General features: G+C 72.1%; 12 protein-coding genes. 9 read left to right on the top strand and 3 right to left on the bottom strand.

From position 1 onward, the window contains the following. The first annotated feature begins 93 nt into the window (after positions 1–93). From IPL61_02595 to IPL61_02560, 8 genes are all read left to right on the top strand, one after another. The gene (locus IPL61_02595) at positions 94–591 is read left to right on the top strand and encodes an NAD(P)H-dependent oxidoreductase subunit E (GenBank protein MBK9030223.1); all 498 of its coding nucleotides are present in this window, start codon (positions 94–96) and stop codon (positions 589–591) included. Then, complete coding sequence (gene nuoF, locus IPL61_02590) at positions 588–1,925, top strand: NADH-quinone oxidoreductase subunit NuoF (protein MBK9030222.1); 1,338 nt, start codon at positions 588–590, stop codon at positions 1,923–1,925. Before IPL61_02595 ends, nuoF begins: the two co-directional genes overlap by 4 nt. Beyond that, positions 1,922–2,761, top strand: coding sequence for an NADH-quinone oxidoreductase subunit J (locus tag IPL61_02585; protein MBK9030221.1), 840 nt, complete (start codon positions 1,922–1,924; stop codon positions 2,759–2,761). The genes nuoF and IPL61_02585 overlap by 4 nt, the downstream gene beginning before the upstream one ends. Continuing rightward, positions 2,761–3,090: an NADH-quinone oxidoreductase subunit NuoK gene (gene nuoK, locus IPL61_02580; protein ID MBK9030220.1), complete on the top strand. Its 330-nt coding sequence runs from the start codon at positions 2,761–2,763 to the stop codon at positions 3,088–3,090. The genes IPL61_02585 and nuoK overlap by 1 nt, the downstream gene beginning before the upstream one ends. A gap of 12 nt (positions 3,091–3,102) precedes the next feature. After that, positions 3,103–5,442 (top strand): NADH-quinone oxidoreductase subunit L, encoded by a 2,340-nt coding sequence (gene nuoL, locus IPL61_02575; GenBank protein MBK9030219.1) that lies wholly within the window; start codon positions 3,103–3,105, stop codon positions 5,440–5,442. Beyond that, the gene (locus IPL61_02570; GenBank protein MBK9030218.1) at positions 5,439–7,157 is read left to right on the top strand and encodes an NADH-quinone oxidoreductase subunit M; all 1,719 of its coding nucleotides are present in this window, start codon (positions 5,439–5,441) and stop codon (positions 7,155–7,157) included. The genes nuoL and IPL61_02570 overlap by 4 nt, the downstream gene beginning before the upstream one ends. Beyond that, complete coding sequence (locus IPL61_02565) at positions 7,154–8,608, top strand: NADH-quinone oxidoreductase subunit N (protein ID MBK9030217.1); 1,455 nt, start codon at positions 7,154–7,156, stop codon at positions 8,606–8,608. Before IPL61_02570 ends, IPL61_02565 begins: the two co-directional genes overlap by 4 nt. 818 nt (positions 8,609–9,426) lie before the next feature. After that, the gene (locus tag IPL61_02560) at positions 9,427–11,469 is read left to right on the top strand and encodes a 4-alpha-glucanotransferase (protein ID MBK9030216.1); all 2,043 of its coding nucleotides are present in this window, start codon (positions 9,427–9,429) and stop codon (positions 11,467–11,469) included. Positions 11,470–11,475: 6 nt separating this feature from the next. On the opposite strand, the gene IPL61_02555 is transcribed toward IPL61_02560, so the two are convergent. The 3 genes from IPL61_02555 to IPL61_02545 all read right to left on the bottom strand — a co-directional run bounded on the left by IPL61_02555 (position 11,476) and on the right by IPL61_02545 (position 14,459). Then, on the bottom strand, positions 11,476–11,754 hold the full coding sequence (locus IPL61_02555) for a hypothetical protein (protein MBK9030215.1): 279 nt from the start codon (positions 11,752–11,754) through the stop codon (positions 11,476–11,478). Between the two features lie 285 nt (positions 11,755–12,039). Then, positions 12,040–13,884, bottom strand: coding sequence for a translational GTPase TypA (typA, locus tag IPL61_02550; protein MBK9030214.1), 1,845 nt, complete (start codon positions 13,882–13,884; stop codon positions 12,040–12,042). A 2-nt stretch (positions 13,885–13,886) separates the two neighbouring features. Continuing rightward, entirely contained in the window at positions 13,887–14,459 is a 573-nt protein-coding gene (locus tag IPL61_02545; GenBank protein MBK9030213.1) for a hypothetical protein, read from the bottom strand. Positions 14,460–14,561: 102 nt separating this feature from the next. Here IPL61_02545 and IPL61_02540 point away from each other — a divergent pair, with 102 nt between their 5' ends. After that, positions 14,562–16,118, top strand: coding sequence for a hypothetical protein (locus IPL61_02540; protein MBK9030212.1), 1,557 nt, complete (start codon positions 14,562–14,564; stop codon positions 16,116–16,118). The last annotated feature ends 8 nt before the right edge of the window (positions 16,119–16,126 follow it).

Here is a 16,126-nt window from a genome sequence, read left to right as displayed (position 1 = left end):
TGGCACCGACTTGGCGGGGGGGCACTCTTGACTGAGGTAGGTCAGGTCCGTATGTTCGCGCCCGCTCGAGCCCGGGCAGAGGGCAACTGGCCGATGTCACTAGAATTCTCCGCCGACGCCCACAAGAAGATCGCCGCCCTGCGCGAGCGCTACCCGACCCCCAAGCCGGTGGTCCTGGCGGCGCTACACCTCGCGCAGAAGGAACATGGCTACCTCTCCGACGACGCCCTGCAGCTGGTCGCGCGCACGCTCGACCTGCCGTACGCCCACGTCTACGGAGTGGCGACCTTCTACACCATGTTCCGGCGCGAGCCCGCCGGGAAGAACATCCTGCGCGTGTGCACGAACATCTCGTGCATGCTCCGCGGCGCCTACGACGTCCTGGCCGCCTTCGAGAAGAGGCTGGGCGTCAAGAAGGGCGGCACCGCCGGCGACTTCACGATCGTCGAGGAGGAGTGCATCGCCGCCTGCGCCAACGCGCCCGCGGTGATCTGCGGCACCCGCTACTTCCTCGACGTCGAGCCGAAGGACGTCGACGTCATCCTCGACGAGCTGCGCGCCAAGCCGCGGCCGGAAGGCGAGGTCGTATGAGCCAGTGGAACGACGTGACCAAGCTGGTCACCGCGAGGTTCGGCAACGACGACGCCAAGACCCTGGCCGGCTACGAGAAGCTCGGCGGCTACCAGGTGCTGCGCAAGGCCCTGGGCATGAAGCCCGAGGACATCGCGGCCGAGGTCAAGGCCTCGAACCTGCGCGGGCGCGGCGGCGCCGGCTTCGCCACCGGCGTCAAGTGGGGCTTCGTGCCCAAGGACGCTCAGGCGGTGCACCTCGTGTGCAACTGCGACGAGTCCGAGCCCGGCACCTGCAAGGACCGCGAGCTGGTGTACTGGGATCCGCACCTGCTCATCGAGGGCATGGTCATCTCGGCCTACGCGCTCAAGGCCACGCACAACTACATCTACATCCGCGGCGAGATGATGCGCGAGTACGCGGTGCTCGCCAAGGCGGTCGAGGAGGCCTACGCCCGCGGCTACCTCGGCGACAACATCCTCGGCTCGGGCTTCGCGTGCCACCTGACGGTGCACCGCGGCGCCGGCGCGTACATCTGCGGCGAGGAGACGGCGCTGCTCAACTCGCTCGAGGGCAAGCGCGGCCAGCCCCGGCTCAAGCCGCCGTTCCCGGCGATCAAGGGCCTGTTCGACGAGCCGACCATCGTCAACAACGTCGAGACGCTGATGAACGTGCCGTTCATCGTGGACAAGGGCGGCGCCTGGTTCGCGGCGCTCGGCCCGGGCCGCTCGGGCGGCACCCGGATCGTGTGCGTGTCGGGCCACGTCGAGAAGCCCGGCGTCTACGAGCTGCCGATGACGATCACGATGCGGCAGATCATCGACGAGGTCTGCGGCGGGGTGTGGAAGGGCCGCAAGGTCAAGGCCGTCATCCCCGGCGGCAGCTCGATGCCGCCGATGAGCGACGACGAGCTCGACGTGCCGTGCGAGTTCGACGCGCTCATGACCGACGAGCGGATCAGGCCGGTCGAGGTCGCCCCTGGCCGGCAGTTCGATCTGGGCGGCGGTCGCGCGCTGCGGACGATGGCCGGCTCGGGCGGCATCGTCGTCATGGACGACGCCACCGACATCCCGATGGCGGTGTGGCGGATCATGAAGTTCTACGCCCACGAGTCGTGCGGCCAGTGCACGCCGTGCCGCGAGGGCACCGGCTGGCTCGAGAAGGTCGCGCGCCGGGTGGCGTTCGGCCAGGGCAAGCCCGGCGACCTCGACCTGCTGGCGTCGATCGCCCACGGCATCGCCGGCAACACGATCTGCGCGCTCGGCGACGCCGCGGCCTGGCCGATGCTCGGCTTCCTCACCAAGTTCCGCGCCGACTTCGAGGCGAAGCTCGCGCGCACCGGAGCGGCAGCATGAGCCCGCGTAGCTCGTCCGTGTTCGCGGCGCTGGCGCGGCCGCTGGTGGCGCTGGCCGGGGTCGTCCTGGTCGCGCTGATGCTGTTCGTCGGGCCGGCCTACGGCCAGGGCGCGCCGGCGCCGGTCGACGCGCAGACCACGCCCGCGCCCGACTTCACGCCGCCGCGCGCGGCCACGACCGCGGGCAAGACCGTCTCGAAGCGCGACAGCGTCCAGTCGCCGCCGGCGGGCGCGCCGACCAACGTCGCCGGCAAGCGCACGCGCGCCGGCATGGCGTTCGCGTTCTGGGGCTTCGCGGCCCTGACCGTGCTCGGCTCGCTGTTCGTGATCACCCGCCGCAACATGGTCACCGCGGTGATGGGCATGGTCGGCACGTTCTTCGCCCTCGCGGCGCTGTACATGCTGCTCTACGCCCACTTCCTGGCGATCATCCAGATGCTGGTCTACGCCGGCGCGATCATGGTGCTGTTCGTGTTCGTGATCATGATCTTGAACAAGCCCGAGGCCGAGCCCATGCCGGCCACCGGGCGGGCCGGCAAGGCCCTGGCCGGCCTGGCCATGGTCTACCTGGTCGCCCGGATCGGGTCGGTGCTGGTCGACGTGCCGTCCCGGGTGACCGCGGTCCAGAACGCGGCGCCGGCCAAGACCGCGTTCGGCGACGACTGGGGCTCGACCGCCGCGGTCGGCTGGAACCTGTTCAACGACTACCTGTTCCCGTTCGAGGCGGTGTCGATCCTGCTGCTGATCGCCGTGGTCGGCGCGATCGCGATCGCGCGACCGTTCAAGGACGACGAGCCCGCCGCCGACGCGCCCGCCGCGGGCGCAGGAGGCCACTGATGCCGGACCTGTCGCAGGTGCTGTCCGAGGTCGGCTACGGGCACTTCCTCGTGCTCGGGGCCGTGCTGTTCGCCATCGGCGTCGGCGGGGTGCTGTTCCGCCGCAACGTGCTCATCATCATGATGAGCATCGAGCTGATGCTCAACGCCGCCAACCTCACCATCCTGACCTTCGCGCGCATGCACGGCGACATGGGTGGGCACTCGTTCGCGATGATCGTGATCGCCGTGGCCGCCGCCGAGGTGGCGGTCGGGCTGGCCATCGTCGTCGCGATCTTCCGCGGCCGGCGTCACATCGACGTCGAACGCATGAACATCCTCAAGCACTAGGCCGCCCAGACCATGGATACCGTCAAGTTCCTCTGGGTCGTCCCGTTCCTGCCGCTGGCGGGCGCGTTCCTCAACCTGGTCCTCGGCAAGCGCCTGTCGCGCCAGACCGTCCACTTCATCGCCGTGGCCTCGGTCGCGGCCTCGTTCTTCACCGCGCTGTACCTGGTCGCCGGCCCGCTGCGCGAGGCCTACGGCGTCTGGGCCCACGACGGCAAGCGCGGCGTGTTCGAGCTGCACGAGCACCTCTGGACCTGGATCCAGGCCGGCGACCTCCGGGTCGACCTGGCGTTCCGGCTCGACGCGCTCGCGAGCGTGATGATCCTGATCGTCACGTTCTGCTCGACGCTCATCCACATCTACTCGACCGGCTACATGGAGCACGAGCCGCGCTACGCGGCGTACTTCGGCTACCTGAACCTGTTCACCGGCGCGATGCTGATCCTGGTCCTGGGCGCGAACATGCCGGTCATGTTCATCGGCTGGGAGGGCGTCGGGCTGTGCTCGTTCCTGCTGATCGGCTTCTGGTTCGAGAACGAGGCGTTCGCGACCGCCGGCCGCAAGGCCTTCGTCGTCAACCGCATCGGCGACTTCGCGTTCCTGCTGGGCATGTTCCTCCTGTGGTGGGCGACCCACAAGGTCGACGGCGGCGCCAGCCTCGACTTCAAGATGCTGCGCGAGGTCGCGACCGCGCACCCCGAGATCTACGAGCAGAAGTTCTGGTTCGACGAGCGCCTCGCCGCCGCCGCCGGGATCCTGCTGTTCATCGGCGCCGCCGGCAAGAGCGCGCAGCTGCCGCTGTACGTGTGGCTGCCCGACGCCATGGCCGGCCCGACGCCGGTGTCGGCGCTCATCCACGCCGCGACGATGGTCACCGCCGGCGTCTACATGGTCGCGCGGATGTCGTTCCTGTTCGCGTCGTCGACCACCGCGATGGCGGTCGTGGCCACGGTCGGCATGCTGACCGCGCTCGCGGCCGCGTTCATGGCCTTCGCCCAGACCGATCTGAAGAAGGTGCTGGCGTACTCGACGGTCAGCCAGCTCGGCTTCATGTTCGTCGGCGTCGGCACCGGCAACTGGAGCGCCGGCATCTTCCACCTGATGACCCACGCGTTCTTCAAGGCCGGCCTGTTCCTGGGCGCGGGCTCGGTCATGCACGGCATGGACGGCTCGGGCGACATCCGCATCATGGGCGGGCTCAAGAAGTACATGCCGATCACCCGGTGGACGTTCCTGATCTACTGCCTGGCGATCGCCGGCGTGCCGCTGACCTCGGGCTTCTTCTCGAAGGACGAGATCCTGGCTGGGGCCTGGGCCTCGCACCACGACGGCTGGCCGGTGTTCTACGGCAAGATGCTCTGGGGCGGCCTGACCGTGGCCGCGCTCGGCACGGCGTTCTACATGTGGCGCCTGTACTTCCTCGTGTTCGAGGGCGAGTACCGCGGCAAGGCGCAGGTCGCGCACCCGCACGAGTCGCCGCTGGCGATGACCGGCCCGCTGATGGTGCTGGCCGCGCTGGCGCTGATCTCGGGCTTCATCGGCATCCCGCACATCATCCACGTCGGCGGCACCGCCGGGGACGTCCTGCACTTCCTGCCCAACTGGGTCGGGCTGTCGACGCGGCCGATGGAGCTGCACCTGGCCAAGGGCACGACGATCGCGCTGCTGATCACGGCGAGCGCGGTCGGGCTGGCCGGCATCGGCCTGGCCTACGCGCTCTACGGCAAGGGCCCGTCGAAGGCGGTCGAGCGGTTCACGGCTGGCGCCGGCAAGGGCCTGTACGAGGCGTCCAAGCACAAGCTCTGGGTCGACGAGCTCTACGACCTGGCGCTGGTCAAGCCGTTCCGGGCGCTGGCCCGGGGCACGTTCGAGATCGTCGATCGCTTCATGATCGACACCGTCCTGGTCAACGGCGTGGGCCTGGCGATGTCGACGTTCTCGCGCATCGCGCGCTGGATCCAGAACGGCCAGGTCCAGCGCTACCTGGTCGGCATCGTGTTCGGCGCCGCGGCGATCTTCTTTCTGACCTCGCGCGGTGACCACCCGAGCTTCAGCTACCGGGAGGTCCCGGGCGGCATCGAGTTCCGGGCCGAGCCCGGCCACGGCCTGCGCACCGGCGCCGCGGTGCAGTGGGACTTCGACGGCGACGGTCAGCCCGATCCGGGCGAGACCGCGCCGGTGGTGGTCAAGCTGCCCGGCGACGTCGGCAGCCGCGTGACCTTGTTCGTCGTCGACCCGGTGTGGGGCGACAAGGCCAAGGACGGCACGCCCAAGAACCTGGCGCGCGTGACCCGGAAGGTGACGCTGCGCGCGCCCACGACACCGGCCACGGCTCCGGCCGGAGGTGTCCAATGACCAGCGCTGGGAGTTTCGTGCTGCCCCTGATCCTGGCGCTGCCGCTGCTCGGCGCGCTGTTCGTGATGTTGACCCCGCGCGGCGAGGGCGCGATCGCTCGCGGCGTCGGCCTCGTGGTCTCGACCGTCACGTTCCTGCTGTCGCTCCTGGTGCTGCGCTACTTCGACGACAAGGCCAGCGGCTACCAGATGGTGACCGACGCGACCTGGGTGTCGAGCCTCGGCATCCACTTCAAGACCGGCATCGACGGCATCTCGCTGTGGCTGGTGCTGCTGACCACGTTCCTGACGCCGGTGACGCTCCTGGCGGCGACCAAGTCGATCGGCAAGCACGTGCGCGAGTTCGTGGCCGCGTTCCTGGTGCTCGAGACCGGCATGCTGGGCGCGTTCGTGTCGCTCGACCTGTTCGTGTTCTACGTGTTCTGGGAGCTGATGCTGATCCCGATGTACCTGATGATCGGCATCTGGGGCGGGCAGCGCCGGCTCTACGCGTCGATCAAGTTCGTCATCTACACGATGGTCGGCTCGCTCTTGATGCTGGTCGCGATCTTCTACCTGTACGTCCAGCACGGCCAGGTCACCGGCATCTACACCACCGAGCTGGTCCACATCACCGCGACCGGCCAGAAGCTCGGCCTGGGGCAGCTGGTCCTGCCGCACGACGCGCAGGTCTGGTGCTTCGCCGCGTTCGCGCTGGCGTTCGCGATCAAGATCCCGCTGTTCCCGCTGCACACCTGGTTGCCCGACGCCCACGTCGAGGCGCCGACGCCCGGCTCGGTGATCCTGGCCGGCGTGCTGCTCAAGCTCGGCATCTACGGGTTCATCCGCCTGGCCATGCCGCTGTTCCCGCACGGGGCCGCGGTGCTGGCGCCGTACATCGCGATCCTGGCGGTGATCGGCATCATCTACGGCGCGGTGGTCGCGTTCGCGCAGGACGACGTCAAGAAGCTGGTCGCGTACTCGTCGGTGTCGCACCTCGGGTTCTGCGCGCTGGGCCTGTTCTCGCTGACGGTGTCCGGCATCGAGGGCTCGATCTACGCGATGCTCTCGCACGGCCTCACCACCGGCGGCCTGTTCCTCGGCATCGGCATGTTGTACGAGCGCCGCCACACCCGGCGGCTGTCGGAGTACGGCGGCATCTGGAAGCAGATGCCGTTGTTCAGCGGCCTGTACCTGCTGATCGTCATGGGCTCGGCCGGCCTGCCGGGCCTGTCGGGGTTCGTCGGCGAGTTCCTGTCGCTGTTCGGGACGTTCAACGCCGCCGACACCTTCCCGAGCAACTGGCCGCACTACCTGCCGGCGCCGCGGCTGCTGGCGGCGATCGCCACGACCGGCGTGATCCTCGGCGCGATCTACCTCCTGTTCATGTTCCAGAAGGTGTTCTTCGGCCCGCTCGACAAGGCCAAGAACGGGGACCTCCCCGATCTCGACCGGCGCGAGAAGATCGTGTTGATCCCGCTGTGCGTGCTGATCGTCGTGCTCGGGTTCTTCCCGAGGCCGTTCCTCGCCAAGATGGAGCCGTCGGTGAAGGCGTTCCTGTCCGAGTACCACGCCAAGCTGGCGCTGCCGAACGGGCCCGCCCGGATGGTCGGCGCCGACCTGTCGCCGACCGAGCTCAAGGCGCAGCTCGACGGCGCCGCGGACCGGCTCGATGACGTCGCCCGGCGCCTGGGCGCTCAGGCCGCGCCCCAGCAGAAGGTCGGAGGTCAGCCGTGAACTTCGCGACGGGGGATACCCTCTACATCGCGCCTCTCCTGATCCTGGTGCTGACCGGCCTGCTGCTGGTCCTGGCCGAGGCGTTCTACACCGGGCGTGATCGGACCGCCCTGGCCGCGATGGCGGTCGCCGGCGGCGTGGCCGCGGCGGTCGCGTCGGTCGTGCTGTACCGGCACCTCGAGCCGGGCCAGCACCGCTACCTGTACGGCGAGATGCTGGTCGCCGATCGCCTGGGCTACGTGCTGTCGGCGCTGCTGTCGGTGACGATCGCGCTGGCGGCCCTGGTCGCGCCGGCCCACATGCGCGCCCACGACTGGGCCATCGGCGAGTACTTCGGCATCCTGCTCCTGGCCGGCAGCGGCATGATCATGCTGGCGCACGCGTCCCACCTGGCGACGGTGTTCATCGGCATCGAGACCATGTCGGTCGGCGTCTACGTGATGACGGCGTTGCGCCGGCGCTCGCGCCGCGGCAACGAGGCCGCGATGAAGTACTTCCTGATGGGCGCGTTCGCGACCGGGTTCCTGGTCTACGGCATGGCGCTGGTCTATGGCGCGACCGGCTCGACCAGCCTGGTGGCGGTGCGCGAGCACCTGGTGTCGGGCAACCTGGCGCTGCTCACCGTCGGCATGTTCCTGATGGTGGTCGCGTTCGCGTTCAAGGTGGCGGCGGTGCCGTTCCACATGTGGGCGCCGGACGCGTACGAGGGCGCGCCGACGCCGGTGACCGCGTTCATGGCCGCGGCCGTGAAGGTGGCGGCGGTGGCCGCGATGATCCGGGTGTTCGGCCAGTTCATGGGCGGCGACAAGCTGCCGTACGGCGCGGTCGGCTGGGCGTCCCCGCTGATCGTCATCGCGGGCATCACGATCACCGTCGGGAACATCGCCGCGATCCGCCAGGACAACATCAAGCGGATGCTGGCGTACTCGTCGATCTCGCACGGCGGCGTGCTGCTGGTCGGGCTGTGCGCGATGGGCCTGGGCTCGAGCAGCGGCCAGAGCGCGCTGGTCTACTACCTGATCGCGTACTCGCTGACGACCATGGGCGCGTTCGCGGTCGTGAGCTACGTCGGCAACAAGACCAACGAGCGGCTCAGCATCGACGACTGGGCGGGGCTCGCGTCGAAGCACCCGGCCGCGGCGCTGGCCATGACGGTGTGCCTCTTGTCCCTGGGCGGCATGCCGCCCACCGGTGGGTTCTTCGCCAAGTGGTACGTGTTCAAGAGCGCGATGGACGCCCAGGACCAGCAGCTCCTGTGGGTCACGATCGTCGGCGTCGTCAACTCGGCGGTCAGCATCTACTACTACCTGCGCATCGTGACCGCGATGTACTTCAAGGACGCGCCCGGCGAGATCGCGCCGACCAGGTCGGCCGGCCTGACGTTCACGATGGCGCTGTGCGCGGTGACGGTCCTGGTGATGGGCCTGTTCCCGAGCAGCTGGATGTTCTGACTCGATCGTTGATCCCTGCACCCGGTGCGTGACGCGCGGGTGCGGTGGTCTCGACCGGGCGGGGTGGCGTGGCGCGGGAGGCGGCGCGGTGTTGATCTCTGCACCCGGTGCGGGGCGCGCGGGTGCGGTGGTCGCGACCGGGCGGGGTGGCGTGGCGCGGGAGGCGCGGTGTTGATCTCTGCACCCGGTGCGTGGCGCGCGGGTGCGGTGGTCGCGACCGGGCGGGGTGGCGTGGCGCGGGAGGCGGCGCGGAGTTGATCTCTGCACCCGGTGCGTGGCGCGCGGGTGCGGTGGTCGCGACCGGGCGGGGTGGCGTGGCGCGGGAGCGGAGTTGATCTCTGCACCCGGTGCGTGACGCGCGGGTGCGGTGGTCGCGACCGGGCGGGGTGACGTGGCGCGGGCGCGGAGTTGATCCCTGCACCCGGTGCGTGACGCGCGGGTGCGGTGGTCGCGACCGGGCGGGGTGGCGTGGCGCGGGCGCGGGTTGATCCCGCACCCGGTGCGTGACGCCGGTGGTGGTCGCACCGGGCGGGTGGCGGCGCGGGTCCCGTGCGTGCCTGGTCCCCGCGGCCGCCGGATCTGGCTCCGGCTCCGGCTCCGGCTCCGGCTCCGGTTCCGGCTCCGGTTCCGGTTCCGGTTCCGGCTCCGGCTCCGGCTCCGGCTCCGGCTCCGGCTCCGGTTCCGGTTCCGGTCGCGGTCGTGGCGCCGGCGCTGGCTCCGGTTCCGTGGGGCGCGTCGCGGGGGCTGCCGTCGGATTTGATAAGCTGGCGCGAGATGTCCTGCTCGTCGTCGTCTGAGGTTGTCCGATCGGAGCGCGCGTGACCCCGCTGGCGGCGCTGGCCGCGGCGGTGGGGGTCGACACGGCCTACGTCGGTTGGCGCGGGGCGCCGGTGTCGGCGAGCCCCGAGGCGCTGGCGGCGGTGCTCGCCGCGCTGGGGCACGACGTCCGGAATCCGGACGAGACCCGGCGCGCGGTCGAGCGGGCGCGGTGGGGCGAGGTGGTGCCGCCGGTGCTGGTGGCGTGGGACGGCGTGGCCGTGGTGGTGCCGGCGCGGGTGCCGGCCGAGGTCGATGCGGCGTGGCGCCTCGAGCTGACCACCGAGGGCGGCGCCGACGCGTCGGCCGACGGGCACCTGTTCGCGGCGCCGGCGCGCGACCACGCGTGGCCGGCGGTGATGGGCGGCCGCGTCCACTGCGTCCGCGAGCTGCGCCTCGCGATCCCGGACGGCGCGTGCGGCTACCACCGGTTGCGCTGGCAGATCGGCCAGGCCTCGGGCGAGGCCCTGGTGATCGCCGCGCCGATGGCGGCGTGGGGCGCGCCGGGCACGGTGCCGCCGCGCTGGGGGGTCTTCGCGCCGCTGCACGCGGTCCGGACCGCGACCTCGGGGCAGACCGGGGACCTCGCGGTGCTGCGCCAGCTCGTGGCCGCGGTCGCCGCGCGCGGCGGGCACTACGTCGCGACCTTGCCGTTGCTGGCGGCGTTCCTCGACGAGCCGTGCCAGGAGAGCCCGTACTCCCCGGCCAGCCGGCTGTACTGGAACGAGCTCTACGCCGACGTCGGCGCGGCCTTGCCCGCGGCCACGCCCGGCGCGCTGGTCGATTACCGCGCGCAGTACGCCGCCAAGCGTGCGCAGCTGGCGACGGTGGCGGCGGCCGCGTGGGCCGATCCGGTCCAGCGGGTGGAGCTCGAGGGCGCGGCCCACGGCGCGCTGCTCGACTACGCGCTGTTCCGGGCGCTCGGCGAGCGGGCCCGGGCGCCGTGGTCGCGCTGGGCGCCCGAGCTGCAAGCGCTCGCGGCGCCGACCGCGCTGACCGACGTCGCGCCCGATCTGCTGGACGGCGTGCGGTTCCACGTCTGGGCCCAGCGTCACATGAGCCACCAGCTGCTCCAGATCAAGAAGGTGGCGGGCGGCGGCGGTCTGTACCTCGACCTGCCGGTCGGCGTGAACGGCGACGCCTACGAGGTCTGGCGCCACCGCGATCGGTTCGTGCAGGAGCTCGCCGCGGGCGCGCCGCCCGACGCGCTGTTCCTGGGCGGCCAGGACTGGGGGCTGCCGCCGCTGCACCCCGCCCACGATCGCGCCGCTGGCTACGGCTACCTGCGCGCGTGCGTGGCGACCCACATGCGCCACGCGTCGATGCTGCGCATCGATCACGTCATGGGCCTGTACCGGCTGTACTGCGTGCCGCGCGGGTTCGCCGCCACCGACGGCGCCTACCTGCGCTACCGCGCCGACGAGCTCTACGCGATCTTCACGCTCGAGTCGCACCGCCACCAGTGCGCGCTCGCCGGCGAGGACCTGGGCATCGTGCCGCCCGAGGTGCGCCCGGCGCTGCGCCGCCACGGGATCGCCCGGCTTTACGTCGGCCAGTTCGCGATGCCGGGGAAGGTCGGCCAGGCCATGGCCACGCCCGCGGACGACCAGGTCGCCTCGCTCAACACTCACGACACGCCGACCTTCGCCGGCTGGTGGCGCGGCGGCGATCTCGACGATCAGCGCGACCTCGGGCTGATCGACGACGCGGCCCGGGCCCGGGGGCTGGCCGAGCGCGCGGCCACCCGGGCGGCGCTGCTCGGCGGCGTCGACGACCCGTCCGACGTCGGCGCCGCGGCCGCGATGACCGCGTGCACGCGGGCGCTGGCGGCCAGCCCCGCGCACCTGGTGCTGGTCACCGTCGAGGATCTCTGGCTCGAGCGCGCCAACCAGAACGTGCCGGGCACCAGCACCGAGCGCCCCAACTGGCGGCGGCCGTGGGCGCGGGCGCTCGAGGACGTGCTGGCCGATCCCGCGGTCAACGCGGCGCTCGACGCCGTGGCCGCGGCGCGGCCCGGGCCCGACGCGGCTCCGCGGCAGCGCTGAGGCGACTCAGGCGGTCGGGAACGGCAGGCCGAGGCCGGCCATCGGATTGGCCGTCGGCGCCGGCCGCGGTCGCTGACCGGCGCCCTGGAGCGCGCCCATCAGGCCGGCGAGCTTCTGCTCGACGCCGCTGGGCTGCGGCGACGGCACCTCGGGCGCCTGGCGGCGGGTGCGGATCGTCGACGACAGGCCGCCGGTGACGGCGGCGAGGTCGGCGCGGTCGATGCCGACGAACGGGGAGGTCAGGGCGCCAGTGGCGCGGGATGCGTGACGTGCGGAGGGGGGCATGGGGACGATCCTGGGTGAAGGGGAGACCCGTCGCTGTTGCGACCCCCATGCCAGTCGATAACCGTCCGGAATCGCGCGCGAGGCCCGACGCGCGGCTGTCGCCCGCGGGCAGCAACCGCCGCGGCGATCGCCCCCGGAACCGGAGCCGGAACCGGAGCCGGAGTCGGGAGCCGGAGCCGGATCCGGAGTCGGAACCGGGAGCCCGGAGTCGGAGCCGGAGCGGGAGCCGGAGCCGGGAGCCGGCCTTCGTATCCCCCACCCATCCCGCCGTCACAGATCAAGCGATCAGTCGTCGTCGGGCTCGCCGGCCTCGGCGGTCTTCTCGGCCCGCTTGCGGAAGTTGTGATCGAGGATCGACTTGCGCAGGCGGATGTTGCTGGGCGTGACCTCGACCAGCTCGTCGTCGTTGATGAACTCGAGCGCGCTCTCGAGCGTGACCTGCCGCGGCGGCGCCAGGATCAACTTCTCGTCGGCGCCGGCCGACCGGATGTTGGTGAGCTTCTTGGCCTTGTTGGGGTTGACCACGAGGTCGTTGTCGCGGGCGTGGATGCCGACGATCATGCCGCCGTAGACCGAGACCTGGGTGCCGACGAACAGCTGGCCACGATCCTGGAGCGTGTACAGCGCGTAGGCGTTGGTCTCGCCGATCTCGTTGGCGATCAGCACGCCGTTGACCCGGCTGCGCAGGCCGCCGGCCCAGACGTCGTAGTCGTCGAGCTGGGTGTAGAGCACGCCGGTGCCGCGGGTGTCGGTCATGAACTGCGAGCGGTAGCCGATCAGGCCGCGCGACGGGATCCGGTACTCGAGCCGGATCCGGCCGGTGCCGCTCGGGCGCATCTCCTTCATCTGGCCCAGCCGGCGGCCGAGCTCCTCGATCACCGGGCCGGTGTAGCGCTCGTCGAGATCGATCACCGCGTGCTCGTACGGCTCGAGCAGCTCGCCCTTGGGGCCGACCTTCGAGATGACCTGGGGCTGCGACACGCACAGCTCGTAGCCCTCGCGGCGCATCGTCTCGATCAGCACCGACAGGTGCAGCTCGCCGCGGCCCGACACCTTGAAGACGCTGGCCTCCTTGGTGTCCTCGACCCGGAGCGCGACGTTGCTCTTGGTCTCGCGGTGCAGGCGCTCGCGGATGTTGCGGCTGGTGACGAACTTGCCCTCCTTGCCGGCGAACGGGCCGTCGTTGACCCGGAAGTTCATCGAGATCGTCGGCGCGTCGATCTTGAGCAGCGGCAGGACCGTCGGGCTCTGGATCGACGTGATCGTCTCGCCGACGTTGAGCTCGCTCATGCCGGTGACCGCGCACACGTCGCCGGCCGAGGCCACCGCCAGCTCGAACCGCTTGAGGCCCTGGAAGCCCAGCACCTTCTGGATCCGGAACTCCTCCTTGGAGCCGTCGCGGTGGGCCAGCAACACGCGGTCGCCGACCTTGGCCGAGCCGGCGCGCATCCGGCCGATCGCCATGTAGCCGAGGAAGTCGTCGTAGTCGAGCGTGGCCACCTGCATGCACAGCGGCCCGTCGGGGTCGCCCTCGGGCGGCGGCACCTTCTCGATGATCATGTCGAGCAAGGGCGCCAGGTCCTTGCGCTCGTCGTTGATGTCGCGGATGGCGAAGCCCTCGCGGCCCGACGCGTAGATCACCGGGAAGTCGAGCTGGTGCTCGGTCGCGCCCAGCGACACGAACAGGTCGAAGACCGGGTCCATGACCTTCTCGGGCTCGACGCCGGCGCGATCGATCTTGTTGATCACGACCAGGGTCGACAGGCCCATCTCGAACGCCTTCTGGGTCACGAACCGCGTCTGCGGCATCGGGCCCTCGTAGGCGTCGACCACCAGCAGCACCGCGTCGACCATGCCGAGCACGCGCTCGACCTCGCCGCCGAAGTCGGCGTGGCCGGGGGTGTCGACGAGGTTGATCCGCGTCCCCTTCCAGGTGACCGAGGTGCACTTCGAGAGGATCGTGATGCCGCGCTCCCGCTCGATGTCGTTGGAGTCCATGGCGCGCTCGGCGACGACCTCGCCGGTGCGGAACGTGCCGGCGCATCGGAGCAGCCCGTCGACCAGCGTGGTCTTGCCGTGGTCGACGTGGGCGATGATGGCGACGTTGCGGATGTTCATCTGAGCGGTCATGGCTACTTCGCAGGCGAGGGGGTCGTGGCGGCCAGGCGAGCGCACGCCACGATGGCGCGGCCCCCGATGGGCAAGACGGGCGGGGCCGCCAGCGCGGCGGCGAGGGTGAGATCGGTGGTGCCGGTGACGCGCGCGGTGGCGCGGCCGGTGGCGTCGAGCCAGCGCAGCTCGCGCTCGGCCGGCTCGAACCGGCCCAGGGGCGCGCGATCGGGGCCGACCACGACGGCGGCGTCGTCGGAGATCGTGACCCGGGCCAGGGGCACGCCCATCGGATCCAGGTAGGAGCGGCGCAGGGGCGGGCCGGCCTCGTCGACGATCCGGGCGGCCAGCGCCCCGTCGTGGGTCAGCTCGGCGCCGGCCTCGGTCACCGCCAGGCGCCAGGCGCCGCCGGCGGCGCCGGTCGCGGTCACCTCGACGGCCACGTCGTCGGCGCGGCAGCCGGTGGCGGTGCGGGTCAGGACCACGCCGTCACGCTCGCCGCGTAGCACCACCTCGACCTCGCGCCCAGGGGCGACGGTCTGGCACGCCGCCAAGCTCGGCCCGACGAGGGCGAGCGCGCGCAGGGTGGTGGGCATGGCGCGGGCACATAACACGTTTGGGCGGCCCACGGGGATCTCGCACGCGCCGACCCGTCGTGGTACGCCCCCGAGTCGGCAATGACTGTTTTCGGCCGCCATGTGCGCGCGCGCGCGCGCCGGGCTCTCGCGTGGTTCGCGCTGGCGACGGCCCTCGGCTGTGGCGGCCGCGGCGGCGGTGGCCGTCGGTCCGACGGCGGCGTCGCGGTCGACGCCGCGCCCGCGGTCGTGGCCGTGGCGCTGCGGCCCCTCGGCAAGGCCACGCTCGACGAGTACGGCTGGCGGGCCGGGCCCGGGGCCGCGGCGTTCGCGCGGTCGCTCGCGGCCGAGCGCGGGGGCGATCTCGCGGGGGTCGAGCGCGAGGCGGCGGCGGCGCTCGCGGCCGACCCCGGGCACCTCGAGGCGGCCTGGCTGGTGGCGATCGCGCGGGCCCGGCTGGGGCGTCCAGGCGAGGTGCTGGCGCCGCTCGAGATCGCGGCGGCGGGTGATTGGAGCAAGTGGGGCGAGCGGTCGCTCGAGCTCGCCGCGCTCGCGGACTTTCGCGGGACCCCCGCCGGGCGCGGCTGGGTGGCGGCGGCCGAGGGCTATCGCGCGGCCCTGGCGGCGACGGTCGCGGACGCGGTCATCGTGGTCGGGGCCCGGGCCGGGCGGGGCGCGGCGGTCGGCCGGGAGCTGTACGCGGTCGATCCCGCCGGGCCGCGCTGGATCCGCCTGACCCGCAGCGGCGGCGCGGTCATCGGCGCGCTGCCGGCGCCGGGCGCGCCGCTGGTCGCCTACGTCACCGCGACCCGCGCCGGGCGCCGCGACGGCCCGCGCGAGCTGAAGGTCGGCGTGGTCGATCTGACCACCGGGCGCGCCAGCCGCGAGGTGGCGATCGCCGACGGCCGCGGGCTGGTGCTGGCGTGGCGCGCCTCGGCCAGCGGGCCGGCGCTCGAGGTCCAGGTGCCCGGCCAGCGCGGCAAGGTCAGCGGGTTCGCGATCGACTGGCGCCACGCGCGGCGCGCGCCGATCGCGAAGCCGGCGCGGATCCGCGGCGACCGCCTCGAGATCGGCGCGAGCGCGGTGGTGCGCCGGCGCCTGCCGATCGCCGGGATCACCGCCGACTGGGATGACGGCGGCACCGCCAGCGCGGTCCGGATCGAGCGCTCGGGCAAGGTCGTGACCGAGCCCGGCGGCGGGCTCATCGACGGCGAGTCGGCGGCGCTGTCGCCGGATCGCGCCCGGCTGGTGTTCGTGACCGCGCTCGAGCCGCCGTGCGACGACGCCGACGCCCGGCGCCTGGTGGTCGCCGAGGTCGCCACCGGTCGCGTGCGCGCGCTCGCGGCCGGCCAGGTCACCGCGCCGATCTGGGTCGACGCCGACCGGGTGGCGTTCGTCGACGGGGCAGCGGTCAAGGTGGTCGCCGTCGCGAGCGGCAAGGTCGTCGCCACGATCGCGGGCGGCGCCGGCGTGACCACCACCGCGCCCGGGCCCCGCCGCCGCTGCGACGCGGCGCCGACGCCGTTCGCCGACGCGGTCGTGGTCGCGGCCGAGGACGACGACGTCGACTTCGCCGACGACCCAGTCGACGCCGGCGCCGGTCAGCCCCCGCACGACGACGGGGACGCCGCTGGCCCCGACGCCGGCGCGCCCGCGCTTGCGCCGGTCCCGGCGCCCTGATACTGCTC

This window comes from Myxococcales bacterium (assembly GCA_016717005.1).
Taxonomy (GTDB): domain Bacteria; phylum Myxococcota_A; class Polyangia; order Haliangiales; family Haliangiaceae; genus UBA2376.
Note: the sequence above shows the minus strand (reverse complement) of the source record. Positions and strands in the feature narration are given on the sequence as shown.